Source organism: Streptomyces sp. NBC_01237 (assembly GCF_035917275.1).
Taxonomy (GTDB): Bacteria; Actinomycetota; Actinomycetes; order Streptomycetales; family Streptomycetaceae; genus Streptomyces.
Window position 1 is genome coordinate 5,406,543 of record NZ_CP108508.1, and the last position, 23,772, is coordinate 5,430,314.

Consider the following 23,772-nt stretch of genomic DNA (forward strand, 5'->3'; position numbering starts at 1 on the left):
CGCCACTGAGTGGGGAGAGGGATGGCGCATACAGGAAACCCCGGCGAGAGAGGCCGAAGGCCAACTCATGACCATGACTGATCCCATCGCAGACATGCTCACGCGTCTGCGTAACGCGAACTCGGCGTATCACGACGATGTCGCGATGCCGCACAGCAAGATCAAGTCGCACATCGCGGAGATCCTCCAGCAGGAGGGCTTCATCACCGGCTGGAAGGTCGAGGACGCTGAGGTTGGAAAGAACCTCGTCCTCGAGCTGAAGTTCGGCCCGAACCGCGAGCGCTCGATCGCCGGCATCAAGCGAATCTCGAAGCCGGGTCTGCGTGTATACGCAAAGTCCACCAACCTGCCGAAGGTTCTCGGCGGCCTGGGCGTGGCGATCATCTCCACGTCCCACGGTCTCCTGACCGGCCAGCAGGCCAGCAAGAAGGGCGTAGGTGGGGAAGTCCTCGCCTACGTCTGGTAGTCGGGAACGGAGGAATAGCTCATGTCGCGAATCGGCAAGCTCCCCATCCAGGTTCCCGCCGGTGTGGACGTCACCATCGATGGCCGCACGGTCGCGGTGAAGGGCCCCAAGGGGACCCTCACGCACACCGTCGCAGCGCCGATCGAGGTCTCCAAGGGTGAGGACGGCGTTCTGAACGTCGTCCGCCCGAACGACGAGCGTCAGAACAAGGCCCTTCACGGCCTGTCCCGCACGCTGGTGGCGAACATGATCACCGGTGTGACCCAGGGATACAGCAAGGCGCTCGAGATCAGCGGTGTCGGTTACCGCGTCCAGGCGAAGGGCTCCAACCTGGAGTTCGCCCTGGGCTACAGCCACCCGATCCTCATCGAGGCTCCGGATGGCATCACCTTCAAGGTCGAGTCGCCCACGAAGCTCAGCGTCGAGGGCATCGACAAGCAGAAGGTCGGCGAGGTAGCCGCCAACATCCGCAAGCTGCGGAAGCCCGACCCGTACAAGGCCAAGGGCGTCAAGTACGCGGGCGAGGTCATCCGCCGCAAGGTCGGAAAGGCTGGTAAGTAGCCATGGCATACGGTGTGAAGATCGCCAAGGGCGACGCGTACAAGCGTGCCGCTCTCAAGCGCCGCCACATCCGCGTCCGCAAGCACATCTCCGGTTCGCCGGAGCGTCCCCGCTTGGTCGTGACGCGTTCCAACCGCCACATGGTCGCTCAGGTGATCGACGACATCGCGGGCCACACGCTCGCGTCGGCGTCGACCCTGGACGTGTCCATCCGTGGTGGCGAGGGTGACAAGAGCGCCCAGGCCCAGCAGGTCGGCGCCCTGGTCGCCGAGCGTGCCAAGGCCGCAGGCGTCGAGGCCGTCGTGTTTGACCGCGGTGGTAACCAGTACGCCGGGCGGATTGCCGCTCTGGCTGACGCCGCCCGTGAAGCCGGGCTGAAGTTCTAAGCCCCGGTTCCTACGCACAGCGGACGTAACAGAGAGAGGTAATTCCAATGGCTGGACCCCAGCGCCGCGGAAGCGGTGCCGGTGGCGGCGAGCGGCGGGACCGGAAGGGCCGTGACGGTGGCGCCAGCGCCGCCGAGAAGACCGCGTACGTTGAGCGCGTCGTCGCGATCAACCGCGTCGCCAAGGTTGTGAAGGGTGGTCGTCGCTTCAGCTTCACCGCGCTGGTCGTGGTGGGCGATGGTGACGGCACCGTCGGTGTCGGATACGGCAAGGCCAAGGAAGTTCCCGCGGCCATCGCCAAGGGCGTTGAAGAGGCCAAGAAGAGCTTCTTCAAGGTTCCGCGTATCCAGGGCACCATCCCTCACCCGATCCAGGGCGAGAAGGCTGCGGGCGTCGTTCTGCTCAAGCCTGCTTCCCCCGGTACCGGTGTGATCGCCGGTGGCCCCGTGCGCGCCGTTCTGGAGTGCGCGGGCGTTCACGACATCCTGTCGAAGTCGCTCGGTTCTTCGAACCCGATCAACATCGTGCACGCGACCGTGGCGGCCCTTCAGGGCCTGCAGCGTCCCGAGGAGATCGCGGCTCGCCGTGGTCTGCCCCTCGAGGACGTCGCCCCCGCGGCTCTGCTTCGTGCACGTGCGGGAGCGGGTGCGTAATGGCTCGCCTCAAGATCACGCAGACGAAGTCGTACATCGGCAGCAAGCAGAACCACCGCGACACCCTGCGTTCGCTCGGGCTCAAGCGCCTGAACGACTCGGTTGTCAAGGAGGACCGCCCCGAGTTCCGCGGAATGGTGCACACCGTCCGCCACCTCGTGACGGTTGAGGAGGTTGACTGACATGGCGGAGAACAGCCCGCTGAAGGCCCACAACCTCCGGCCTGCCCCGGGCGCCAAGACCGCCAAGACCCGTGTGGGTCGTGGTGAGGCGTCCAAGGGTAAGACCGCAGGCCGTGGTACCAAGGGTACGAAGGCCCGTTACCAGGTTCCGGAGCGCTTCGAGGGTGGCCAGATGCCCCTCCACATGCGTCTCCCGAAGCTCAAGGGCTTCAAGAACCCGTTCCGCACCGAGTACCAGGTCGTGAACCTGGACAAGCTCGCGACGCTCTACCCCGAGGGTGGAGAGGTCACGGTGGCCGATCTGGTCGCCAAGGGCGCTGTGCGCAACAACCACCTCGTCAAGGTCCTTGGCCAGGGCGAGATCTCCGTGGCGCTGCAGGTTTCGGTTGACGCCGTCTCCGGCTCCGCCAAGGAGAAGATTGCCGCCGCTGGCGGCACCGTCACCGAGCTCGTCTGAGACAACTCGGACAACTCGATGTACTGAACATCCGACCGGGGATGCCTCTCATATGGGGCATCCCCGGTTGGTCGTTCCTAGGCGGGCATGGTCGCCGGTAAGGTGGCGTGCGTTGTTGTGCTATCTCTCCGGGCAACTGCCCGGGGATCTTTGACTCTTTCGTATTCGTCGATCCTCAAGACCGTCACCTCTACGCATTGCGCGGGGGTCGCAGGAGGCACCGTGCTCACCGCGTTCGCCCGGGCGTTCAAGACGCCCGACCTGCGCAAGAAGCTGCTCTTCACGCTCGGCATCATCGTGCTCTACCGGCTCGGGGCACACATCCCGGTACCCGGTGTGAGCTACGAGAACGTCCAGACCTGTGTTGACCAGGCAAGTAAGGGCAACAACAGCCTCTTCGGCCTGGTGAACATGTTCAGCGGTGGTGCACTGCTGCAGATCACGATCTTCGCGCTCGGCATCATGCCGTACATCACGGCCAGCATCATTCTTCAGTTGCTGACCGTCGTCATCCCCCGACTCGAAGCCCTCAAGAAGGAGGGGCAGTCGGGCACGGCCAAGATCACGCAGTACACGCGTTATCTGACCGTGGCCCTCGCCATCCTCCAGGGCACCGGCCTCGTGGCGACTGCTCGCAGCGGTGCGCTGTTCAGCAGCTGCTCCGTGGGCGACCAGATCGTCCCGAATCAGTCGATCTTCACGACGGTCGTCATGGTGCTCACCATGACCGCCGGAACCGCCGCCGTCATGTGGCTCGGTGAGCTCATCACCGACCGCGGTATCGGCAACGGCATGTCGATCCTGATGTTCATCTCGATCGCCGCGAGCTTCCCCGGTGCCCTGTGGGCCATCAAGGAGAGCGGCAAGCTGGCCGACGGCTGGATCGAGTTCGGCACGGTGATCCTCATCGGCTTCGTGATGGTCGGGCTCGTCGTCTTCGTCGAGCAGGCCCAGCGCCGGATTCCGGTGCAGTACGCGAAGCGCATGATCGGCCGCAGGTCGTACGGCGGTACGTCCACGTACATCCCGCTGAAGGTGAACCAGGCGGGTGTGATTCCCGTCATCTTCGCTTCTTCGCTGCTCTACATCCCGGCCCTGATCGTCCAGTTCTCGAACTCCCAGGCGGGCTGGGCGACCTGGATTCAGGACCACTTCGTCAAGGGTGACCACCCGTACTACATCGCGACGTACTTCCTGTTGATCGTGTTCTTCGCCTTCTTCTATGTGGCGATCTCGTTCAACCCCGAGGAAGTTGCCGACAACATGAAGAAGTATGGTGGCTTCATCCCGGGTATCCGGGCTGGTCGACCTACTGCCGAGTACCTGAGCTACGTGCTCAACAGGATCACTTGGCCGGGCTCGCTGTACCTGGGTCTGATCGCTCTTGTGCCGACGATGGCGTTGGCAGGCTTCGGCGGTGCAAACCAGAACTTCCCGTTCGGCGGGACAAGCATCCTGATCATCGTGGGTGTGGGTCTGGAAACCGTGAAGCAGATTGAGAGTCAGCTCCAGCAGCGCAATTACGAAGGGTTCCTCCGCTGATGCGAATCGTCCTCGTCGGGCCTCCTGGTGCCGGCAAGGGAACGCAGGCTGCGTACCTTGCCAAGAACCTGTCGATTCCGCACATCTCCACGGGCGACCTCTTCCGCGCCAACATCAGCCAGGGCACCGACCTTGGCAAGCAGGCCCGTTCCTTCATGGACGCGGGCCGGCTGGTGCCGGACGAGGTAACCATCGGAATGGCCAAGGACCGCATGGCCCAGTCGGACGCCGTGAACGGCTTCCTGCTCGACGGCTTCCCGCGCAACGTGGGGCAGGCCGAAGCTCTTGACGCGATGCTCAAGGACGAGGGCGTAAAGCTGGACGCGGTCCTCGACCTGGAGGTCCCCGAGGACGAGGTCGTGAAGCGGATCGCGGGTCGCCGCATCTGCCGCAGCGACAGCGCGCACGTCTTCCACGTGACGTACAACCCGCCGCAGACCGAGGGTGTCTGCGACACCTGCGGCGGCGAGCTGTACCAGCGGGACGACGACAGCGAGGAGACGGTCCGTACCCGGCTGGAGGTCTACCACACGCAGACCGAGCCGATCATCGACTACTACCGCGCCCAGGGCCTGGTGGTGACCATCTCCGCGCTCGGCAAGGTCACCGATGTGACCGCGCGTGCCATGGAGGCGCTCCAGAAGTCCGACCAGGACTGAGCGAGGCCCCGTATTACCTTCACAGTCGGCCGCGGCGCCCTTCAGGCGCCGCGGCCGACTGTTTGCGCCGTATCGTTGAGTACGCCGCAGCCGTCATCCTTCGATGCAGAGAGGCGCCGAGCAATGGTGCAGATCAAGACCCCCGAGCAGATCGCGAAGATGCGCGAGGCGGGCCTGGTGGTCGCTGCCATTCACGCCGCCACCCGTGAGGCGGCCGTTCCGGGCGCCACCACGAAGGACCTGGACGAGGTCGCACGCAAGGTGATCGCCGATCACGGAGCGAAGTCGAACTTCCTCGGGTACGGCGGGTTCCCCGCGACCATCTGCACCTCGGTCAACGAGGTCGTCGTGCACGGCATCCCCGACGAGAAGACCGTCCTCAAGGACGGCGACATCATCTCGATCGACGCCGGCGCGATCATCGACGGCTGGCACGGCGACGCCGCGTACACCGCCTTCGTCGGCACCGGTCACGCCCCGGAGCTGATCGAGCTCTCCCGGGTGACCGAGGAGTCGATGTGGGCCGGGATCGCCGCGATGAAGGTGAACAACCGCCTGGTCGACATCTCGAAGGCGATCGAGACCTACATCCGCCGCCAGCCCCGCCCGGCCACCGGCAAGTACGGGATCATCGAGGACTACGGCGGCCACGGCATCGGCACCGAGATGCACATGGACCCGCACCTGCTGAACTACGTCTCCCGCAAGCGAGGCAAGGGCATCAAGCTGGTGCCGGGCGTCTGCCTGGCCATCGAGCCCATGGTCTCGCTCGGTACGGCGCAGACCGAGGTGCTCAGCGACGACTGGACGGTCCTCACGACCGACAAAACCTGGTCCTCGCACTGGGAGCACTCGATCGCCCTGACGGAGCAGGGGCCGCTGGTCCTCACCTCTCCGGACTGCGGCCGGGCCAAGCTGGCGGAGTACGGCATCACGGCGGCCCCCGACCCCCTGGGGTGAGTCCGGACCTCCATGGAGGTCTAAGGATCACCCTGGCTGGGCAAACTTGACGGATTCGTCTTTTGGAGTCCGCTGACGTAGACTGACTCGTCGGCTCTCGTGCATCCGTGTGTCTCCATACGGAAGTCGGAGTCGATCAAGGTAGCCGATTCGAAAGGCGAAGCGTGGCCAAGAAGCAAGGTGCCATCGAAATTGAGGGCACCGTGATCGAGTCCCTCCCGAACGCCATGTTCAAGGTGGAACTCCAGAACGGTCACAAGGTCCTCGCGCACATCAGCGGCAAGATGCGGATGCACTACATCCGTATCCTCCCGGATGACCGGGTCGTGGTGGAGCTTTCCCCGTACGACCTGACGCGTGGCCGGATCGTCTACCGGTACAAGTAGATCTTGCCGCCATCCCGCTTCGGCGTGGTGAGGGCACTGACCCGGAGAACCTGACATCCCATGAAGGTCAAGCCGAGCGTCAAGAAGATCTGCGACAAGTGCAAGGTGATCCGCCGTCACGGTCGGGTCATGGTCATCTGCGACAACCTGCGCCACAAGCAGCGCCAGGGCTGACGCACGACCACCTGCATCTCGCAGCTCTTCGCGCGACGCACGTAAATACGTACATACGCAGAGCCCGTCCAAGCCACGGCTGACGACACCTCCGGCGGGGGCCGGGGACCCGGACGTACCACCTCTCCCAGCGAGAGGTCGGCGGCCGGGAGTGGCACTGCGGAAGACCCCCGATCTAACAACTGGAGCCATTGAATGGCACGCGTTTCAGGTGTTGACATCCCGCGCGAAAAGCGCGTGGAGGTTGCCCTCACCTACGTCTTCGGTATCGGGCGCACCCGGTCCAAGGAGATCCTCGCCACCACCGGTGTCGACCCGAACGCCCGCGTTCGTGACCTGGCCGAAGAGGACCTGGTCAAGATCCGCGAGTACGTCGACGCCAACCTCCGCACCGAGGGTGACCTTCGACGCGAGATCCAGGCCGACATCCGCCGCAAGGTCGAGATCGGCTGCTACCAGGGCATCCGTCACCGTCGCGGTCTGCCCGTCCACGGCCAGCGCACCAGCACGAACGCGCGTACCCGCAAGGGCCCGCGTCGCGCCATCGCCGGTAAGAAGAAGCCGGGCAAGAAGTAGTCCTCAGCGGACGCACTGCGCACGTCCGGAATCCCGGGCATCCGCAGCATCCAGCGGTCTTCGCTGTAGGACCGATCACCTCCCCTCTCCATCTGGAGTCAAGACATGCCCCCCAAGGGTCGTCAGGGCGCAGCCAAGAAGGTGCGTCGCAAGGAAAAGAAGAACGTCGCTCACGGCCACGCGCACATCAAGAGCACGTTCAACAACACCATCGTCTCGATCACGGACCCCGCGGGCAACGTGATCTCCTGGGCCTCCGCCGGCCACGTCGGCTTCAAGGGCTCGCGCAAGTCCACCCCCTTCGCCGCGCAGATGGCCGCCGAGTCGGCCGCCCGCCGCGCGCAGGAGCACGGCATGCGCAAGGTTGACGTCTTCGTCAAGGGTCCGGGCTCCGGCCGCGAGACCGCGATCCGCTCCCTCCAGGCCACGGGCCTGGAGGTCGGTTCGATCCAGGACGTCACCCCGACGCCGCACAACGGCTGCCGTCCGCCGAAGCGTCGTCGCGTCTGACGCACGGACGCCGGTAACGGCTGTTCGCGCGTTGTCGCAAGTGTGGGGCCGGGCGGTACATCTCTTCGGGGGTGTGCCGCCCGTACCCTTGTTTCATCTGTCGGGCATCAAATAGTGGGTGCCCACGACTGAAGGATTTTCCTCATGCTGATCGCTCAGCGTCCGTCGCTGACCGAAGAGGTCGTCGACGAGTTCCGGTCCCGGTTCGTCATCGAGCCGCTGGAGCCGGGCTTCGGCTACACCCTCGGCAACTCCCTGCGCCGCACGCTCCTCTCCTCGATCCCCGGCGCTGCTGTCACCAGCATCCGGATCGACGGTGTCCTGCACGAGTTCACCACCGTGCCGGGCGTCAAGGAGGACGTGACCGACCTCATCCTCAACATCAAGCAGCTGGTCGTCTCCTCGGAGCACGACGAGCCGGTCGTGATGTACCTGCGCAAGCAGGGCCCCGGCCTGGTCACCGCTGCTGACATCGCCCCGCCGGCCGGTGTCGAGGTCCACAACCCGGACCTGGTCCTGGCCACGCTGAACGGCAAGGGCAAGCTGGAGATGGAGCTGACCGTCGAGCGCGGTCGCGGCTACGTCTCCGCCGTCCAGAACAAGCAGGTGGGCCAGGAGATCGGCCGGATTCCGGTCGACTCCATCTACTCGCCGGTGCTCAAGGTCACGTACAAGGTCGAGGCGACCCGTGTCGAGCAGCGCACCGACTTCGACAAGCTGATCGTCGACGTCGAGACCAAGCAGGCCATGCGCCCGCGTGACGCCATGGCGTCCGCCGGTAAGACCCTGGTCGAGCTGTTCGGTCTGGCGCGCGAGCTCAACATCGACGCCGAGGGCATCGACATGGGCCCGTCGCCGACGGACGCGGCGCTGGCCGCCGATCTGGCGCTGCCGATCGAGGAGCTGGAGCTCACGGTCCGCTCGTACAACTGCCTCAAGCGCGAGGGCATCCACTCCGTGGGTGAGCTCGTGGCTCGTTCCGAGGCCGACCTGCTCGACATCCGCAACTTCGGTGCGAAGTCGATCGACGAGGTCAAGGCGAAGCTGGCCGGTATGGGCCTCGCGCTGAAGGACTCGCCTCCCGGCTTCGACCCGACCGCCGCGGCGGACGCGTTTGGCGCGGACGACGATGCGGATGCCGGGTTCGTGGAGACCGAGCAGTACTAGTACGCCTCCGGCTGGGGTGCCCGGGATTGTTGGGTGCCCCGGACCGGGCGAGGGCTTTGTCCTCAATCGCTGGACGGGCTGGTTTTGGCCCGGGCGTGAGGGGGTTGTCCTCAATCGCCGGACGGGCTTGATTTCGGCTCGTCCTCGGACGTTGGATGCGCTGGATTTTGGCCGTCCTCGGACGTTGGACGGGCTGGTTTTGGCTCGTTCTTGAATGCCGGACGGGCTGAGGGTTGGCCCGTCCGGGCTGGGATTCGTTCCAGTACCTGGACTTCCGTGTGGCGACCGCCGCGCGGGAACTGACACCGGTACCTGATACGGCCGGTGCAGCACACAAGGAGAAACACCATGCCGCGTCCCGCAAAGGGTGCCCGTCTGGGCGGCAGCGCCGCGCACGAGCGTCTGCTTCTCGCCAACCTGGCGAAGTCGCTGTTCGAGCACGGTCGCATCACCACGACCGAGGCCAAGGCCCGTCGCCTGCGTCCGGTCGCCGAGCGCCTGGTCACCAAGGCGAAGAAGGGCGACATCCACAACCGTCGCCTGGTGCTGCAGACGATCACGGACAAGAGCATCGTGCACACGCTCTTCACCGAGATCGCCCCGCGGTACGAGAACCGCCCCGGTGGTTACACCCGCATCACCAAGATCGGCAACCGTCGTGGCGACAACGCCCCGATGGCGGTCATCGAGCTGGTCGAGGCGCTGACCGTGGCGCAGCAGGCCACCGGTGAGGCCGAGGCCGCGACGAAGCGTGCGGTCAAGGAAGACTCCCTCAAGAAGGACGAGGCCCCGGCCGAGTCCGCCGAGGTCGTCGAGGACGCCAAGCCGGCCGAGGCCGACGCGGAGTCCAAGGACGCCTGAGCGTTCTGAGACCACTGGACGGGCCCGCATCACCCTTCGGGGCGGTGCGGGCCCGTTCTGCTGTGAAGGGTTCGAGAGGGGACGCGTGGTGAGTGACGAGGCGGAGCCCGGGTTCGTACGGGTGCGGCTGGACCTGTCGTACGACGGGAAGGACTTCTCCGGCTGGGCGAAGCAGACCAGCAGGCGCACCGTGCAGGGGGAGATCGAGGACGCGCTGCGGACCGTGACGCGGTCCCCCCGTACGTACGACCTGACGGTGGCCGGGCGCACCGATGCCGGGGTGCACGCGCGGGGGCAGGTGGCGCATGTCGACCTGCCGGCCGAGGTGTGGGCCGAGCACCAGGAGAAGCTGCTGCGGCGGATGGCCGGGCGGCTTCCGCTGGACGTCCGGATCTGGCGGGCGGCCGAGGCGCCGGCCGGGTTCAACGCGCGGTTCTCCGCGATGTGGCGGCGGTACGCCTACCGGGTGGGGGACAGGCCCGGCGGGGTCGATCCGCTGACGCGCGGTCATGTGCTGTGGCACGACCGGCCGTTGGATGTGGACGCGATGAACGAGGCGGCCGCGCTGATGGTCGGGGAGCACGATTTCGCCGCGTACTGCAAGAAGCGCGAGGGTGCCACCACCATTCGTACGCTGCAGAAGCTGAGCTGGGTGCGGGACGAGGTGTCGGGGGTGCTGACCGCGACCGTGCAGGCCGACGCCTTCTGCCACAACATGGTGCGGGCGCTGATCGGTGCCGCGCTGTTCGTGGGGGACGGGCGCCGTCCGGCCGGGTGGCCCGCCGAGGTGCTGGCGGCGAAGGTGCGGGACCCGGCGGTGCACGTGGTGCGGCCGCACGGGCTGACGCTGGAGGAAGTGGCGTACCCGGCCGATGAGTTGCTGGCGGCGCGGGCGGTCGAGGCCCGGAACGTCAGGACGCTGCCGGGGGCGGGCTGCTGCTGACCCCGGCGGGTGCCGCGGGCGCGTTGCCGCGCCGGGGGCAGGGGCCGATTCCGGGGGGCCGGGGCGCGCCACCCGGCCGGACCTCGCGGGGCGTCAGGTGGCGGGGTTCGCCGCCTGCGATGCCTGGACCTCGCCCCGGTGGCGGATCTGACGGAACGTGAACTCCGTGAGGTCGTCGCCGACCGCGTACACCTTCTTGTGGGACGTGGTGACGCGGGTGCCGTCGGTGAAGCCGCTGACGGTGAAGTAGGCGTAGCGGCCGTAGGAGTTGGCGGTGCGGCGGCAGACCGTACCGGCGCGGCAGAAGGTGGGGACGCCCTCGCCGTTGAGGGAGGCGACGCCGCCGGACGCCTGCTGGGCCGCCTTCTTCGCCCGTGCCTCGGTCTTGAACACCGCGACACCGACGGTGACCGCGATGCCTTCCTTGCGGTACGTGGCGCGGATGAGCTGTTGGCAGCCGTTGTTCGTGAGGACCGCGCCGAGTGCGCCCTGGGTGCCCGCGGCGCAGTTCGTGGTGCGGTTCGTCGCGCCCTTGATGTGGACGCGGCCGCCCATCGTCAGCTTCTTGCCGGGGAAGAAGCCGTCGACGGTGATCGGCGCCTTGTCCTTCTTGGCGTCGGATATGTAGTCCTTCGGGTCCGGCGGGGGCGGTGGTGCCACCGAGGAGAAGGACGGTGCGGGCTCGGAGGTGTCCGAGGGCAGATCGGCCGGGGCGGGCAGATCGCTCGCGTTCTTGTCCGAGCCGGCGGGCTTGCCGTTGTTGTTGGTCGAGATGACGGCCGTGGCCACGATCGCGCCGACCGCGGCGGTGGCGAGCACGCCGCCGCCGATCATCAGCCACTTCTTGCGGCGGCCGCGTGCGGCGGATTCATCGGCCAGCGCCGACCAGTCCGGCGTCTGCTGATCTCCCGGCCCCCAGGAGGGCCCCCCTTGCCCAAAGCTCATGCGGCGAATCTTAGGGCCTCGGTAGGCCCGATTCTCGGGGCCTGGGTAAACCGGTTGGGCCAGGGCTTCGCAGGACGTGACAATGATGTGTATGGGACATCTTGAAGCGGGCCATCTGGAGTACTACCTACCGGACGGGCGGGTACTGCTCGGCGATGCTTCGTTCCGGGTCGCGGACGGGGCCGTCGTCGCCCTCGTCGGCGCCAACGGCGCGGGCAAGACGACGCTGCTGCGGCTGCTCGCCGGAGAGCTCCAGCCGCACGGCGGCACGGTGTCGGTGAGCGGCGGGCTCGGGGTGATGGCCCAGTTCGTGGGCTCCGTACGGGACGAGCGGACCGTACGGGACCTGCTGGTGTCCGTGTCGCAGCCCCGTATCCAGGACGCGGCGAAGGCCGTGGACGTGGCCGAGGAGCTGATCCTCACCGTCGACGACGAGGCCGCGCAGATGAAGTACGCGCAGGCCCTCAGCGACTGGGCGGAGGTCCGGGGGTACGAGGCCGAGACGGTGTGGGACATGTGCACCATGGCCGCGCTCGGTGTCCCGTACGAGAAGGCGCAGTGGCGGGAGGTGCGGACGCTCAGCGGTGGTGAGCAGAAGCGGCTCGTGCTGGAGGCGCTGCTCCGGGGGCCGGACGAGGTGCTGCTGCTCGATGAGCCGGACAACTATCTGGACGTCCCCGGGAAGCGCTGGCTGGAGGGGAAGCTGAAGGAGACCCGTAAGACGGTGCTCTTCGTCTCCCACGACCGGGAGCTGCTGGCGCGGGCCGCCGAGAAGATCGTCAGCGTGGAGCCGAGCCCGGCGGGCAGCGATGTGTGGGTCCACGGTGCGGGCTTCGACACGTACCACCAGGCGCGCAAGGACCGGTTCGCCCGGTTCGAGGAACTGCTGCGGCGCTGGGAGGAGGAGCACGCCCGGCTGAAGGCGCTCGTCCACCGGCTGCGGCAGCAGGCGGCGATCAGCCCCGACATGGCGTCGCGCTACCGGGCGATGCAGACCCGGTTCAAGAAGTTCGAGGACGCCGGGCCGCCGCCTGAGCCGCCGCGCGAGCAGGACATCAGGATGCGGCTGCGCGGTGGACGTACCGGGGTGCGGGCCGTGACCTGCAAGGGGCTGGAGCTGACCGGCCTCATGAAGCCGTTCGACCTGGAGATCTTCTACGGGGAACGGGTCGCCGTCCTGGGATCCAACGGGTCCGGGAAGTCGCACTTCCTGCGGCTGCTGGCGGGGGAGCCGGTGGCGCACACGGGGGAGTGGAAGCTCGGGGCACGGGTCGTGCCGGGGCACTTCGCGCAGACGCACGCCCATCCGGAGCTGCTGGGCAAGACGCTCGTCGAGATCCTGTGGACGGAGCACGCCAAGGACCGGGGCGGGGCGATGTCGGTGCTGCGGCGCTACGAGCTGGAGCGGCAGGGGGACCAGCCCTTCGAGAAGCTGTCCGGGGGACAGCAGGCGCGGTTCCAGATCCTGCTCCTGGAGCTGGCGGGGACGACCGCGCTGCTGCTGGACGAGCCGACGGACAACCTGGACCTGGAGTCGGCGGAGGCGCTTCAGGACGGGCTGGAGGTGTACGACGGGACGGTGATGGCCGTCACGCACGACCGGTGGTTCGCGAAGTCCTTCGACCGGTATCTGGTCTTCGGGTCGGACGGGGTGGTCCGGGAGACGGCGGAGCCGGTGTGGGACGAGCGGAGGGTGGAGCGGGCACGGTAGGGACGGCGCGTTTTGACCCGTCCGGGGCACGGCGGGTAGTGTCGGTGATTGTTATGCGTATTGGCTTCGTCGTTCTCACGCGAAGGGCCCTTACGTAGGTTCTCTGGAGCAGTTACCAGTGGCTCGCATACGGACAGTGTTTCCGGCCTTGTGAGCCCCAGCTGCATGATCGCTTCAGAGGTGCCATGTGTCTGGTCCCCATCCACTGAAGAAGCGAAGGCTACGACCGTGCGTACGTACAGCCCCAAGCCCGGAGATGTGACGCGCCAGTGGCACATCATTGACGCGCAGGACATCGTCCTGGGCCGTCTGGCCACCACGGCTGCGAACCTCCTCCGAGGCAAGCACAAGGCGATTTACGCCCCCCACATGGACATGGGCGACTTCGTCATCATCATCAACGCCGAGAAGGTTCACCTCTCCGGCAACAAGAAGACCCAGAAGATGGCGTACCGCCACTCCGGCTTCCCGGGCGGTCTCCGTTCGGTGCGTTACGACGAGCTGCTCTCGAAGAACCCCGAGAAGGCCGTCGAGAAGGCCATCAAGGGCATGATCCCCAAGAACACCCTGGGCCGTCAGATGATCTCGAAGCTCAAGGTCTACGCGGGCGACCAGCACCCGCACGCTGCTCAGCAGCCGGTCCCGTTCGAGATCACCCAGGTCGCGCAGTAGTTCCGGCCACACCCTAAGACGTTCAGAAAGATCTGAGGAGAATCGTGGCCGAGACCACTGTTGAGACAACCACCGAAGACGTGGCGGGCACCGAGGGCGAAGAGGTCTTCGCCGAGGTGACCACCTTCGAATCGGAGGTTCCCGTCGAGGGCGAGTACACCAGCGAGTCCCTCGCCGGCCGCTTCGGCGACCCGCAGCCCGCCGCCGGCCTTGGCCGTCGCAAGAACGCCATCGCCCGCGTCCGGATCGTTCCGGGCACCGGCAAGTGGAAGATCAACGGTCGCACCCTTGAGGACTACTTCCCCAACAAGGTGCACCAGCAGGAAGTCAACGAGCCCTTCAAGGTGCTTGAGCTCGACGGCCGCTACGACGTCATCGCCCGTATCTCGGGTGGCGGCGTCTCCGGTCAGGCCGGTGCCCTGCGCCTCGGCGTGGCCCGCGCGCTGAACGAGGCCGACGTGGACAACAACCGCGCCACGCTGAAGAAGGCCGGCTTCCTCTCCCGCGACGACCGTGCGGTCGAGCGCAAGAAGGCCGGTCTCAAGAAGGCCCGCAAGGCCCCGCAGTACAGCAAGCGCTAAATCGCCTGCTCGTCTGCTTTACACGTTCGCCCCGGCGGCACACCTGTGCCGCTGGGGCGTTCGTTTATCGCCCCTCGCGGGCGTATAACGGCATAAGACGTTTATTGGCATTCCCTCGTCCGGTCGCGCGGTGCGCAGCCGTGGCTTGTTGCCTTTTGCCCGTTTTTTGGTTGCTGTGGTTGTGCGGTTTCGGAGCATCTCGGAGGACAACAGTGGGACGACTCTTCGGCACGGACGGCGTGCGCGGTGTCGCCAACGCGGACTTGACGGCCGAGCTCGCGCTCGGACTCTCGGTCGCTGCGGCGCACGTACTCGCCGAGGTGGGCACCTTCGAGGGCCATCGGCCGACCGCCGTGGTGGGCCGGGACCCACGCGCGTCCGGAGAGTTCCTGGAGGCCGCCGTCGTGGCGGGCCTCGCCAGCGCGGGCGTGGACGTCCTGCGCGTCGGTGTGCTGCCCACGCCTGCCGTCGCGTATCTCACCGGCGCGCTCGGCGCCGACATCGGCGTGATGCTCTCCGCCAGCCACAACGCCATGCCGGACAACGGTGTGAAGTTCTTCGCCCGCGGCGGGCACAAGCTCGCCGACGAGCTGGAGGACCGGATCGAGACCGTCTACGAGCAGCACCGCACCGGTGCGCCGTGGGCGCGCCCGACCGGTGCCGGCGTCGGCCGGGTCACCGACTACACCGAGGGCTTCGACCGCTACATCGCCCACCTCATCGCCGTCCTGCCGAACCGGCTCGACGGGCTGACGGTCGTCCTCGACGAGGCGCACGGTGCCGCCGCCAAGGTCTCGCCCGAGGCGTTCACCCGGGCCGGGGCCGAGGTCATCACGATCGGCGCCGACCCCGACGGCCTCAACATCAACGACGGCTGCGGCTCCACCCACCTGGAGCTGCTGCGCGCCGCGGTCGTCGAGAACGGTGCCGACCTGGGCATCGCCCACGACGGTGACGCCGACCGCTGCCTGGCCGTGGACGCGGCGGGCGAGGAGATCGACGGCGACCAGATCCTGGCCGTGCTCGCCCTCGCCATGCGGGAGGCCGGGAAGCTGCGCAAGGACACCGTGGTCGGCACGGTCATGTCGAACCTCGGCTTCAAGATCGCCATGGAGCGGGAGGGCATCCGGCTCATCCAGACGGCCGTCGGCGACCGCTACGTCCTGGAGTCGATGAAGGCCGAGGGCTTCGCGCTCGGCGGCGAGCAGTCCGGCCACGTCATCGTCCTGGACCACGCCACGACCGGCGACGGCACCCTGACCGGCCTGATGCTGGCCGCCCGGGTCGCCGCGACCGGCCGGAGCCTGGCCGAGCTGGCCGGGGTCATGCAGCGCCTGCCGCAGGTGCTCATCAATGTGCCGGACGTCGACAAGTCCCGGGTGAGCACGTCCTCCGAGCTGGCCACGGCGGTCATCGAGGCGGAGCGGGAGCTGGGCGCCACCGGACGCGTGCTGCTGCGCCAGTCGGGTACGGAGCCGCTGGTACGGGTCATGGTCGAGGCGGCCGACATCGAGCAGGCGCGGGCCGTGGCCGGCCGGCTGGCCGATGTGGTGAAGTCCGCCCTCGGGTGACGGAGGCTTCCTGCGTGACGGGATGCCCTCGGGTGACCGGGGGCTTCCTGCGTGACGATGCCTGCGGGTGACCGGAGGCTTCGTGTGGGACGGGACGCCTGCGGGTGAATGAGGCTTCCCGCGCAGGTGGCGTGATGTCAGGTGAGGTGTGAGGTGTGGTGCCCCGGCCGCTTCGGACCGGCCGGGGTACGGCGGCGGTGGGCCGCCCACAGGACCTTCTGGGCCAGCAGGGTGAGCGTGCCCGCCACGATGATGCCGCCGAGGTTGGCCAGCAGTTGCTGCACGGAGCCGATCGTCTGGGTGTAGTCCGTGTAACTGAAGGCGACCGCCGCGTTCGCCGCCGCCGGAACCGTCGTCACCGAGATCGCCACGCCGATCAGCGCCCCGGACTTCGCCGAGGTGAGCGACAGCGTCCCGGCGATGCCCGCCAGGAACGCGACCACGAACGACATCCAGTCCGGCTTCCAGATGAAGGCCGTGTTGGGCCGGTCCCCCTCGACCATCGAGCGGGCGAACAGCCCGAAGGAGTCCATCAGCCAGGCGAAGCCGGCCGTCAGCACCATCGCGATGGCGAAGCCGCCGATCAGCGCCCACAGCGAGCGCCACACCAGGCGCGGGGCGCGCTGCACCAGGGCCGTGGAGATCCCGGCCAGCGGGCCGAACTCCGGGCCCACCGCCATCGCGCCCACGATCAGGATCGCGTTGTCGAGCATCACACCGCAGGCGGCGAGCATCGTGGCGACGCTGAGGAACGCCAGGTACGTGACGCTGAACGTCGACTCCTCGTGGGTGACCTCCGTCAGCTCCTCCCACAGCACCGCGTCCGCACCGTCGCCCGGTGCCTCCTCCTCCGCCCGGTCGGCGTGCGCGGAGAGCGTCAGGTCCATGTTCTCGACGGTGATCGAGCCGCACTTGTCGATGCCCAGGTCGCGCAGCTCGCCGATCAGTGCGTCGCCCGCCTCACGGGCCACGTCGCACAGGATCACATCGCCCGCGGGGCTGCGCGCCGCACCCGTCAGCACCACCAGATGGGCGGTGCCCACGGTGGTCTCCAGGAGGTGGACCACCTGGTCCGTGGCGTCGGCGGGGACGATCAGGCGCAGATGCAGCACGGCGCTCCCAGGGGTCAGAGTTTGCGCAGGGACAAACGCTGGACCTTGTGGTCCGGCCCCTTGCGGAGCACCAGGGTGGCACGGCCGCGCGTCGGCGCGACATTCTCCAGCAGGTTGGGCTTGTTGATGGTCCGCCACATCGTGCGCGCGTAGTCCATGGCCTCCTCCTCGGAGACCTGGGTGTACTTGCGGAAGTACGAGGACGGGTTCTGGAACGCCGTCTCGCGCAGCTTGCGGAAGCGGTTGAGGTACCAGGTCTCGATGTCCTCGGCGCGCGCGTCCACGTACACGCTGAAGTCGAAGTAGTCGGCGAGCCCGACCCTGGTCCGGCCGTCCTTGCCGGGCATGGCCGGCTGGAGCACATTGAGCCCCTCGACGATGAGGATGTCGGGGCGGCGCACGGTGAGGCGTTCGTCCGGCACGATGTCGTAGATCAGGTGCGAGTAGACGGGTGCGGTCACCTCGTCCTTGCCGGCCTTGATGTCGGCGACGAAACGGGTCAGGGCGCGCCGGTCGTACGACTCCGGGAACCCCTTGCGGGACATCAGGCCGCGCGCCCGGAGCTCCTTCATCGGGAGCAGGAAGCCGTCCGTGGTGACCCGTTCGACGCGCGGGTGCTCCGGCCAGCGGGCCAGCAGCGCCTGGAGGATACGGGCGCTGGTGGACTTGCCCACGGCGACACTGCCCGCCACCCCTATGACGAACGGGGTGCCGCGCTGCTCGCCGTGGCCGTTGCCCGCGTCGCCCAGGAAGGTGTTCAGGGCGCCGCGCAGGCCGGAGGTGGCCTGGACATAGAGGTTGAGGAGCCGGGAGAGCGGCAGATAGACGTCCCGTACCTCGTCCAGGTCGATGACGTCGCCGAGCCCGCGCAGCGCCTCCACCTCCTCGGCGGTCAGCGGCAGCGGGGTCTTGTCCCGCAGAGCGCTCCACTCGGCACGCGACAGGTCGACATAGGGCGTCGGCGCGTGGTCGGTGCGACGGGAGCTGCTCCGGGACGGCGAAGTGATCACGGGTTCATTGTTGCGGGAGTTTGAACGGAGTGGAGGGTGGGCTCGGTCACGTGGGTGTCCGGCGGGTTACGGGGAGTGCGGAGGTGTGCGGAGGTGTGCGGAGGTGTGCGGGGGTGTGTCCCCGGCAGGGGACCGGTGTCCACACCCCTGTAGTGGACACCGGTCCCCCGCCGGGGAGGAGCGGGGCCGGGCTCGGCTCAGGGCTTGTCGCCCTCGGCGTCCACGACGGCCGCGGCCGTGCGGGCCTCGTTGATGGTGATGTCACCGGCGGTGAACTTCTGCCCGGGGCCCGGCATGCCTTCGGGCATCTTCATCTCGTAGTCCTCCGTGACCACGAAGCGCTGGCCCGCGTAGGTGTAGTCGTACGGGGAGAGCAGGATCTCGCGGCGCTCGTGGGTGCCCTGTTCGTCCCGGGTGACCGCGATGGCCTCGCGGCCCGCGGCGTCCTTCACGAGGTGACCGGTGATCCCGACGCCCGGGAGCGTGGCCATGGCCCGGTAGATCCGGGCGACGGCGGCCGGGGGGAGGGGGTAGGACTCCAGGAGCACGCTCAGTCCCCGGAAGGTCTGCTGTTCCTCGGTCTCGGAGCGGGTCTGCCCGCTCGTGTCCGCCGGGTAGAGCCTGCGGACCTCGGCCAGCAGCGCCGCGGGGTCCTCGGGCAGTCGGGCGGCGGCACGGTAGATCTCGCGGGCCGAGCGGTCGTCGTCCGACTGGTCCTTCTCCGCGGCGCCGTTCCCGTAGCGGCTCCAGGAGTCGGGTTCGTACGTCATCTCGGCCATCTCCTCGCCCCCGGCCTTCAGCTCCGGCTCGGCCACCACGCCCCTGGTGTAGATCCACTGGTCGTCACGGGGTTCCGGAGGAGCCGCCGCCCCCTCCACGAAGTCGGCGGCCCGGTTCAGGGTCTCGGCCGGGCCGGACAGGTCCAGGTTGCTCGCGATCGTGGCGGGGGCCGTGCCGCGCGGGTCGGAGGCGTCCAGCAGCTGGGTGCCGAGGAGGGCGGCCACGGTGATCGCCGCGGCGGCGCCCAGGGACGCGATCCGCCAGTCGGCCCGCAGCCGCCGGGTACGGCCGCCCCCCGCCATGGCCTCGGTCAGGCGCTTGCGTCCGGGGGCCAGGGCGGCACGGTCGGGTACGGGGACGTCGGCGCGCAGCTCGCGCAGCGTGGTCATTTCGTCCATGACGGTGTCAGCTCCAGTTCGTCCGGGGTGAACGAGGGATCGATGCGCAGCGCCTCGCGGACCTTGCGGCGGGCGCGGTTGAGCCGGGAGCGGACCGTGCCGAGGGGGATCCGGAGGGCCTCGGCGACCTCCTGGTAGCCGAGGTCGGCCCAGGCGACGAGCAGCAGGACGTGCCGGTCCCCGGGCGAGAGCCCGGCGAGCGCTCCGGCCAGCGGCGCCTGGACGGCTATCCGCTCGTCGGACCGCTCGCTCCAGGACGCGGCGACCGGGTCGTGTCCGGTACGGGCCAGGGCGCGCAGGGCCCGTACCTCGGTACGCCGGTGCCTGCCGATCAGGTTGGCGGCGATGCCGTACAGCCAGGGTCTCGCGAGCCGGTGGGCGGTGTCGTAGCGCGCACGGGTCCGGAACGCGATGAGGAACGTCTCCGCGGTGATGTCGTCCGCCGCGCCCTCCCCGAGACGGCGGGCGGCGTACCGGTGGATGTCCGGCGCGTGGCGGTCGTACAGCCCGGCGAACAGTTCCGGCTGCTCCAGGGACTGGGCGATGACCTCGGCGTCGTCGGGCCCGGCCGCGGAGGGCCGGGGTCCGGGGGACGTGGGATCGGACGCCGGCTCGGAGGGGGTGCCGGTGCCCTCGGGGGGTACGGCGTCGGGACCGGCCGGTCGTGGTGGTCGTCCGGGCACAGCGCCTCCAGAGGTGGTCGGCCGGTGAGTCTGGCACCCCCTGTTGCCCGCAGCCGCCGGAAAGGTTCACGGGCCGGCAGGGCGGTGCCGTACACCCCGGAGCGCCCCCGCGTCCCGGGCGCGCCGATCGCCGGGCGGGCCGTGCCGATGGCGGGGCGGGCCGTGCCGATGGCGGGGCGGGCCGCGCTGATCACGGGGGCGGGCCGTGCCGATGGCGGGGCGGGCCGCGCTGATCACGGGGGCGGGCCGTGCCGATCGCGGGGGCGGGCCGGCGTCAGCACCGTGCGATGCTGGGGTGTATGAACCTGGAGGACCTGGTACGGCTGCGCCGGGCCCGGGATGCGATGGACCGTGACTACGCGCTGCCGCTGGACGTTCCGGCGCTGGCGAAGGTCGCCCTGATGTCGTCCGGCCACTTCTCCCGCAGCTTCCGCGCCGCCTACGGGGAGACGCCCTACCGCTATCTGATGACCCGCCGTGTCGAGCGGGCGAAGGCGCTGCTGCGCCGGGGCGACATGAGCGTGACGGAGGTCTGCTTCGCGGTGGGATGTACCTCGCTGGGCTCGTTCAGCTCGCGCTTCACGGAGCTGGTCGGCGAGAGCCCCAGCGCCTACCGGGCCCGCCGTCACGAGGCCGGTGCCGCGATCCCGCCGTGCGTCGCCAAGGTCCTCACACGACCGGTCAGGAATGGAGAAGCGGAATCCCGCGGCGCCTCGTAGCGTCGAAGGCATGAACATCAAGCTCACACAGTGCTTCATCGCCGTCGACGACCACGACAAGGCGCTCCCCTTCTACCGCGACGTCCTCGGCCTGGAGGTCCGCAACGATGTCGCGTTCGAGGGCATGCGCTGGGTGACCGTCGGCTCACCCTCGCAGCCGGGCGTGGAGATCGTCCTCGAACCCCCGCTCGCCGACCCCAACGCCGCGCCCGCCGACCGGCAGGCGATGGCGGAGCTGCTGGCCAAGGGCCTGCTGCGCGGCGTGATCTTCTCCACCGACGACGTCGACGCCACCTTCGAGCGCATCCGGGCCGCCGGCGGGGACGTCATCCAGGAGCCGATCGACCAGCCGTACGGCGTCCGCGACTGCGCCTTCCGCGACCCGGCGGGCAACATGCTCCGCTTCAACCAGCCCCGCAAGGGGTGAGGACCGGCGCTCAGCCGGCGGCCGGCCTGCGGCGGGGACGCCTGCGGTAGGGTCCCGGCCCATGGCTGGGCGCCCCGCCCGTCAGGGAGGCGGCGGGCCCTCAGCGCGACCCCTGGGCCGAAGAGCCCGAGCCGACGAACCACCGGCCGAAGCAGCCCGAGCCGACGAACCCCAGGCCGACGACGCGTAGGCCGACGACGCGCGAGCCGACGTACCAGATGCCGACGAAGCGCAAGCCGACGACGCAGAAGCCGGAGAACGACCAGCATGGCCACGAAGAAGGACCCGCAGTCGCCTGCGCCGCACGCTGCCGACAGCCACGACCTGATCCGCGTGCACGGCGCGCGGGAGAACAACCTCAAGGACGTCAGCATCGAGATCCCGAAGCGCCGGCTGACGGTGTTCACGGGGGTCTCCGGTTCGGGCAAGAGCTCGTTGGTGTTCAGCACGATCGCCGCGGAGTCGCAGCGGCTGATCAACGAGACGTACAGCGCCTTCGTGCAGGGCTTCATGCCGACGCAGGCGCGGCCCGAGGTCGACGTCCTCGAAGGGCTGACGACGGCGATCATCGTCGACCAGCAGCGGATGGGCGCCGACCCGCGCTCGACGGTCGGTACCGCCACCGACGCCAACGCGATGCTGCGCATCCTCTTCAGCCGGATCGGGAAGCCGCACATCGGCCCGCCCAGCGCGTACGCGTTCAACGTCCCCTCCGTCCGGGCCAGCGGTGCGATCACCGTCGAGCGCGGGGCCAAGAAGGCCGTGAAGGCGACCTTCAACCGCACCGGCGGCATGTGCACGCGCTGCGAGGGCCGGGGCACCGTCTCCGACATCGACCTCACCCAGCTCTACGACGACTCCAAGTCGCTCGCCGAGGGCGCGTTCACCATCCCCGGCTGGAAGTCGGACAGCCAGTGGACCGTGGGTCTCTACGCCCAGTCGGGCTTCCTCGACCCGCACAAGCCGATCAGCGGGTTCACCAAGAAGGAGATGCGGGACTTCCTCTACGGCGAGCCGACCAAGGTGAAGGTCAACGGCGTCAACCTCACCTACGAGGGGCTGATCCCCAAGATCCAGAAGTCGTTCCTGGCCAAGGACAAGGAGGCGATGCAGCCGCACATCCGGGCGTTCGTGGAGCGGGCGGTCACCTTCACCACCTGCCCCGAGTGCGACGGCACCCGGCTCAGCGAGGGGGCCCGGTCCTCGAAGATCAAGCGGATCAGCATCGCCGACGCGTGCGCGATGCAGATCAGTGACCTGGCCGCATGGGTACGCGGCCTCCGCGAGCCGTCGGTGGCACCGCTGCTCGACGCGCTGCGTCAGACACTCGACTCGTTCGTGGAGATCGGTCTCGGCTATCTCTCGCTCAACCGGCCGGCCGGCACGCTGTCGGGCGGCGAGGCGCAGCGCGTCAAGATGATCCGCCACCTCGGCTCCTCGCTCACCGACACCACCTACGTCTTCGACGAGCCCACCATCGGGCTGCACCCCCACGACATCCAGCGGATGAACGACCTGCTGCTGCGGCTGCGGGACAAGGGCAACACGGTGCTCGTCGTGGAGCACAAGCCGGAGACGATCGCGATCGCCGACCATGTGGTCGACCTCGGCCCCGGCGCCGGTACGGCGGGCGGCACCGTCTGTTTCGAGGGCACCGTCGAAGGGCTGCGGGCCGGCGGCACGGTCACCGGCCGCCACTTCGATGACCGGTCCTCCTTCAAGGAGAGCGTGCGCAGGCCGACCGGCGCGCTGGAGATCCGCGGTGCGACGGAGAACAACCTGCGCGACGTGGATGTCGACATCCCCCTCGGGGTCCTGGCCGTCATCACGGGGGTCGCCGGTTCCGGCAAGAGCTCGCTCGTGCACGGGTCGATTCCCACCGGTGAGGGCGTGGTGTCCATCGACCAGGCGCCGATCAAGGGCTCGCGGCGGAGCAATCCGGCGACGTACACCGGACTGCTCGACCCGATCCGCAAGGCGTTCGCCAAGGCCAACGGCGTGAAGCCCGCGCTGTTCAGCGCCAACTCCGAGGGCGCCTGCCCCACGTGCAACGGTGCCGGTGTCGTCTTCACCGACCTGGGGATGATGGCCGGTGTCGCCAGCACCTGCGAGGAGTGCGAGGGGAAGCGGTTCCAGGCGTCGGTGCTGGAGTACCGCTTCGGAGGCCGGGACATCAGCGAGGTGCTCGCGATGTCGGTGAGCGAGGCGGAGGAGTTCTTCGGCTCCGGCGCGGCGAGTACGCCCGCCGCGCACCGCATCCTCGTCCGGCTCGCCGATGTCGGGCTGGGCTACATCAGCCTCGGCCAGCCGCTCACCACGCTGTCCGGCGGCGAGCGGCAGCGGCTCAAGCTGGCCACCCACATGGGCGAGAAGGGCGGCGTCTACGTCCTCGACGAGCCGACCACCGGACTCCACCTCGCCGACGTGGAGCAGTTGCTCGGCCTGCTCGACCGGCTGGTCGACTCCGGGAAGTCGGTCATCGTCATCGAGCACCACCAGGCGGTCATGGCGCACGCCGACTGGATCATCGACCTCGGCCCCGGCGCCGGTCACGACGGCGGCCGGGTCGTCTTCGAAGGCACCCCCGCCGACCTCGCCGCCGACCGCTCGACCCTCACCGGCGAGCACCTGGCGGCGTACGTCGGAGTCTGAACGGGTCGGAGCGGGGCCGAACGGGTCG

General features: G+C 68.5%; 28 protein-coding genes. 23 read left to right on the forward strand and 5 right to left on the reverse strand.

The window, feature by feature from the left end; translation table 11 throughout:
- The first annotated feature begins 67 nt into the window (after window positions 1-67).
- The 16 genes from rpsH (at window position 68) to truA (ending at window position 10,483) form a co-directional block, all read left to right on the forward strand.
- Window positions 68-466: a 30S ribosomal protein S8 gene (gene rpsH / locus OG251_RS24205; RefSeq protein WP_028439249.1), complete on the forward strand. Its 399-nt coding sequence runs from the start codon at window positions 68-70 to the stop codon at window positions 464-466.
- A 21-nt stretch (window positions 467-487) separates the two neighbouring features.
- On the forward strand, window positions 488-1,027 hold the full coding sequence (gene rplF / locus OG251_RS24210; RefSeq protein WP_266931746.1) for a 50S ribosomal protein L6: 540 nt from the start codon (window positions 488-490) through the stop codon (window positions 1,025-1,027).
- A 2-nt stretch (window positions 1,028-1,029) separates the two neighbouring features.
- The gene (rplR, locus tag OG251_RS24215) at window positions 1,030-1,413 is read left to right on the forward strand and encodes a 50S ribosomal protein L18 (protein ID WP_266931745.1); all 384 of its coding nucleotides are present in this window, start codon (window positions 1,030-1,032) and stop codon (window positions 1,411-1,413) included.
- Between the two features lie 47 nt (window positions 1,414-1,460).
- Entirely contained in the window at window positions 1,461-2,066 is a 606-nt protein-coding gene (rpsE, locus tag OG251_RS24220; RefSeq protein WP_056796577.1) for a 30S ribosomal protein S5, read from the forward strand.
- A complete protein-coding gene (gene rpmD, locus OG251_RS24225) occupies window positions 2,066-2,248 on the forward strand; it encodes a 50S ribosomal protein L30 (protein WP_003966943.1) in 183 nt (60 codons plus the stop codon). Before rpsE ends, rpmD begins: the two co-directional genes overlap by 1 nt.
- 1 nt (window position 2,249) lies before the next feature.
- On the forward strand, window positions 2,250-2,705 hold the full coding sequence (gene rplO / locus OG251_RS24230; protein WP_014047794.1) for a 50S ribosomal protein L15: 456 nt from the start codon (window positions 2,250-2,252) through the stop codon (window positions 2,703-2,705).
- Between the two features lie 222 nt (window positions 2,706-2,927).
- Window positions 2,928-4,247 carry a preprotein translocase subunit SecY gene (gene secY / locus OG251_RS24235; RefSeq protein WP_326681392.1) on the forward strand — a complete coding sequence of 440 codons (1,320 nt, stop codon included), beginning with the start codon at window positions 2,928-2,930 and terminating at the stop codon, window positions 4,245-4,247.
- Window positions 4,247-4,906 (forward strand): adenylate kinase, encoded by a 660-nt coding sequence (locus tag OG251_RS24240; protein ID WP_326679114.1) that lies wholly within the window; start codon window positions 4,247-4,249, stop codon window positions 4,904-4,906. The genes secY and OG251_RS24240 overlap by 1 nt, the downstream gene beginning before the upstream one ends.
- A gap of 123 nt (window positions 4,907-5,029) precedes the next feature.
- Complete coding sequence (gene map / locus OG251_RS24245; RefSeq protein ID WP_326679115.1) at window positions 5,030-5,866, forward strand: type I methionyl aminopeptidase; 837 nt, start codon at window positions 5,030-5,032, stop codon at window positions 5,864-5,866.
- A gap of 164 nt (window positions 5,867-6,030) precedes the next feature.
- Window positions 6,031-6,252 (forward strand): translation initiation factor IF-1, encoded by a 222-nt coding sequence (gene infA, locus OG251_RS24250; protein ID WP_003956442.1) that lies wholly within the window; start codon window positions 6,031-6,033, stop codon window positions 6,250-6,252.
- Between the two features lie 60 nt (window positions 6,253-6,312).
- Entirely contained in the window at window positions 6,313-6,426 is a 114-nt protein-coding gene (gene rpmJ / locus OG251_RS24255; protein ID WP_003956441.1) for a 50S ribosomal protein L36, read from the forward strand.
- A gap of 195 nt (window positions 6,427-6,621) precedes the next feature.
- Window positions 6,622-7,002: a 30S ribosomal protein S13 gene (rpsM, locus tag OG251_RS24260; protein WP_073718375.1), complete on the forward strand. Its 381-nt coding sequence runs from the start codon at window positions 6,622-6,624 to the stop codon at window positions 7,000-7,002.
- Window positions 7,003-7,107: 105 nt separating this feature from the next.
- A complete protein-coding gene (gene rpsK, locus OG251_RS24265; RefSeq protein ID WP_006376016.1) occupies window positions 7,108-7,512 on the forward strand; it encodes a 30S ribosomal protein S11 in 405 nt (134 codons plus the stop codon).
- A gap of 144 nt (window positions 7,513-7,656) precedes the next feature.
- Window positions 7,657-8,679, forward strand: coding sequence for a DNA-directed RNA polymerase subunit alpha (locus OG251_RS24270; RefSeq protein WP_003966937.1), 1,023 nt, complete (start codon window positions 7,657-7,659; stop codon window positions 8,677-8,679).
- A gap of 348 nt (window positions 8,680-9,027) precedes the next feature.
- On the forward strand, window positions 9,028-9,540 hold the full coding sequence (rplQ, locus tag OG251_RS24275; protein ID WP_073718374.1) for a 50S ribosomal protein L17: 513 nt from the start codon (window positions 9,028-9,030) through the stop codon (window positions 9,538-9,540).
- 88 nt (window positions 9,541-9,628) lie between these two features.
- Complete coding sequence (gene truA / locus OG251_RS24280) at window positions 9,629-10,483, forward strand: tRNA pseudouridine(38-40) synthase TruA (RefSeq protein ID WP_326679116.1); 855 nt, start codon at window positions 9,629-9,631, stop codon at window positions 10,481-10,483.
- Between the two features lie 93 nt (window positions 10,484-10,576).
- On the opposite strand, the gene OG251_RS24285 is transcribed toward truA, so the two are convergent.
- Window positions 10,577-11,428, reverse strand: a complete 852-nt coding sequence (locus tag OG251_RS24285; protein WP_326679117.1) for a hypothetical protein — start codon at window positions 11,426-11,428, stop codon at window positions 10,577-10,579.
- A gap of 82 nt (window positions 11,429-11,510) precedes the next feature.
- Between OG251_RS24285 and OG251_RS24290 the strand changes: the two genes are divergently transcribed.
- From OG251_RS24290 to glmM, 4 genes are all read left to right on the forward strand, one after another.
- Window positions 11,511-13,139 (forward strand): ABC-F family ATP-binding cassette domain-containing protein, encoded by a 1,629-nt coding sequence (locus OG251_RS24290; protein WP_326679118.1) that lies wholly within the window; start codon window positions 11,511-11,513, stop codon window positions 13,137-13,139.
- Window positions 13,140-13,367: 228 nt separating this feature from the next.
- A complete protein-coding gene (gene rplM / locus OG251_RS24295) occupies window positions 13,368-13,811 on the forward strand; it encodes a 50S ribosomal protein L13 (protein WP_073718370.1) in 444 nt (147 codons plus the stop codon).
- Between the two features lie 44 nt (window positions 13,812-13,855).
- Entirely contained in the window at window positions 13,856-14,392 is a 537-nt protein-coding gene (rpsI, locus tag OG251_RS24300; protein WP_385889085.1) for a 30S ribosomal protein S9, read from the forward strand.
- A gap of 212 nt (window positions 14,393-14,604) precedes the next feature.
- Window positions 14,605-15,963, forward strand: a complete 1,359-nt coding sequence (glmM, locus tag OG251_RS24305; RefSeq protein WP_326679119.1) for a phosphoglucosamine mutase — start codon at window positions 14,605-14,607, stop codon at window positions 15,961-15,963.
- 137 nt (window positions 15,964-16,100) lie between these two features.
- Here the strand turns inward: glmM and OG251_RS24310 are convergent, their stop codons facing one another.
- From OG251_RS24310 to OG251_RS24325, 4 genes are all read right to left on the reverse strand, one after another.
- Window positions 16,101-17,075, reverse strand: coding sequence for a DUF389 domain-containing protein (locus OG251_RS24310; RefSeq protein WP_326679120.1), 975 nt, complete (start codon window positions 17,073-17,075; stop codon window positions 16,101-16,103).
- Window positions 17,076-17,089: 14 nt separating this feature from the next.
- Window positions 17,090-18,085: a type I pantothenate kinase gene (coaA, locus tag OG251_RS24315; protein ID WP_326679121.1), complete on the reverse strand. Its 996-nt coding sequence runs from the start codon at window positions 18,083-18,085 to the stop codon at window positions 17,090-17,092.
- Between the two features lie 197 nt (window positions 18,086-18,282).
- The gene (locus OG251_RS24320) at window positions 18,283-19,263 is read right to left on the reverse strand and encodes a CU044_5270 family protein (protein ID WP_326679122.1); all 981 of its coding nucleotides are present in this window, start codon (window positions 19,261-19,263) and stop codon (window positions 18,283-18,285) included.
- Window positions 19,251-19,808, reverse strand: a complete 558-nt coding sequence (locus OG251_RS24325) for an RNA polymerase sigma factor (RefSeq protein ID WP_326681394.1) — start codon at window positions 19,806-19,808, stop codon at window positions 19,251-19,253. Before OG251_RS24325 ends, OG251_RS24320 begins: the two co-directional genes overlap by 13 nt.
- A 437-nt stretch (window positions 19,809-20,245) precedes the next feature.
- Between OG251_RS24325 and OG251_RS24330 the strand changes: the two genes are divergently transcribed.
- From OG251_RS24330 to OG251_RS24340, 3 genes are all read left to right on the forward strand, one after another.
- Window positions 20,246-20,665: a helix-turn-helix transcriptional regulator gene (locus tag OG251_RS24330; RefSeq protein WP_326679123.1), complete on the forward strand. Its 420-nt coding sequence runs from the start codon at window positions 20,246-20,248 to the stop codon at window positions 20,663-20,665.
- Between the two features lie 10 nt (window positions 20,666-20,675).
- Window positions 20,676-21,092: a VOC family protein gene (locus OG251_RS24335; protein WP_326679124.1), complete on the forward strand. Its 417-nt coding sequence runs from the start codon at window positions 20,676-20,678 to the stop codon at window positions 21,090-21,092.
- 267 nt (window positions 21,093-21,359) lie between these two features.
- Window positions 21,360-23,744, forward strand: coding sequence for an excinuclease ABC subunit UvrA (locus tag OG251_RS24340; RefSeq protein WP_326679125.1), 2,385 nt, complete (start codon window positions 21,360-21,362; stop codon window positions 23,742-23,744).
- Window positions 23,745-23,772: the final 28 nt, after the last annotated feature.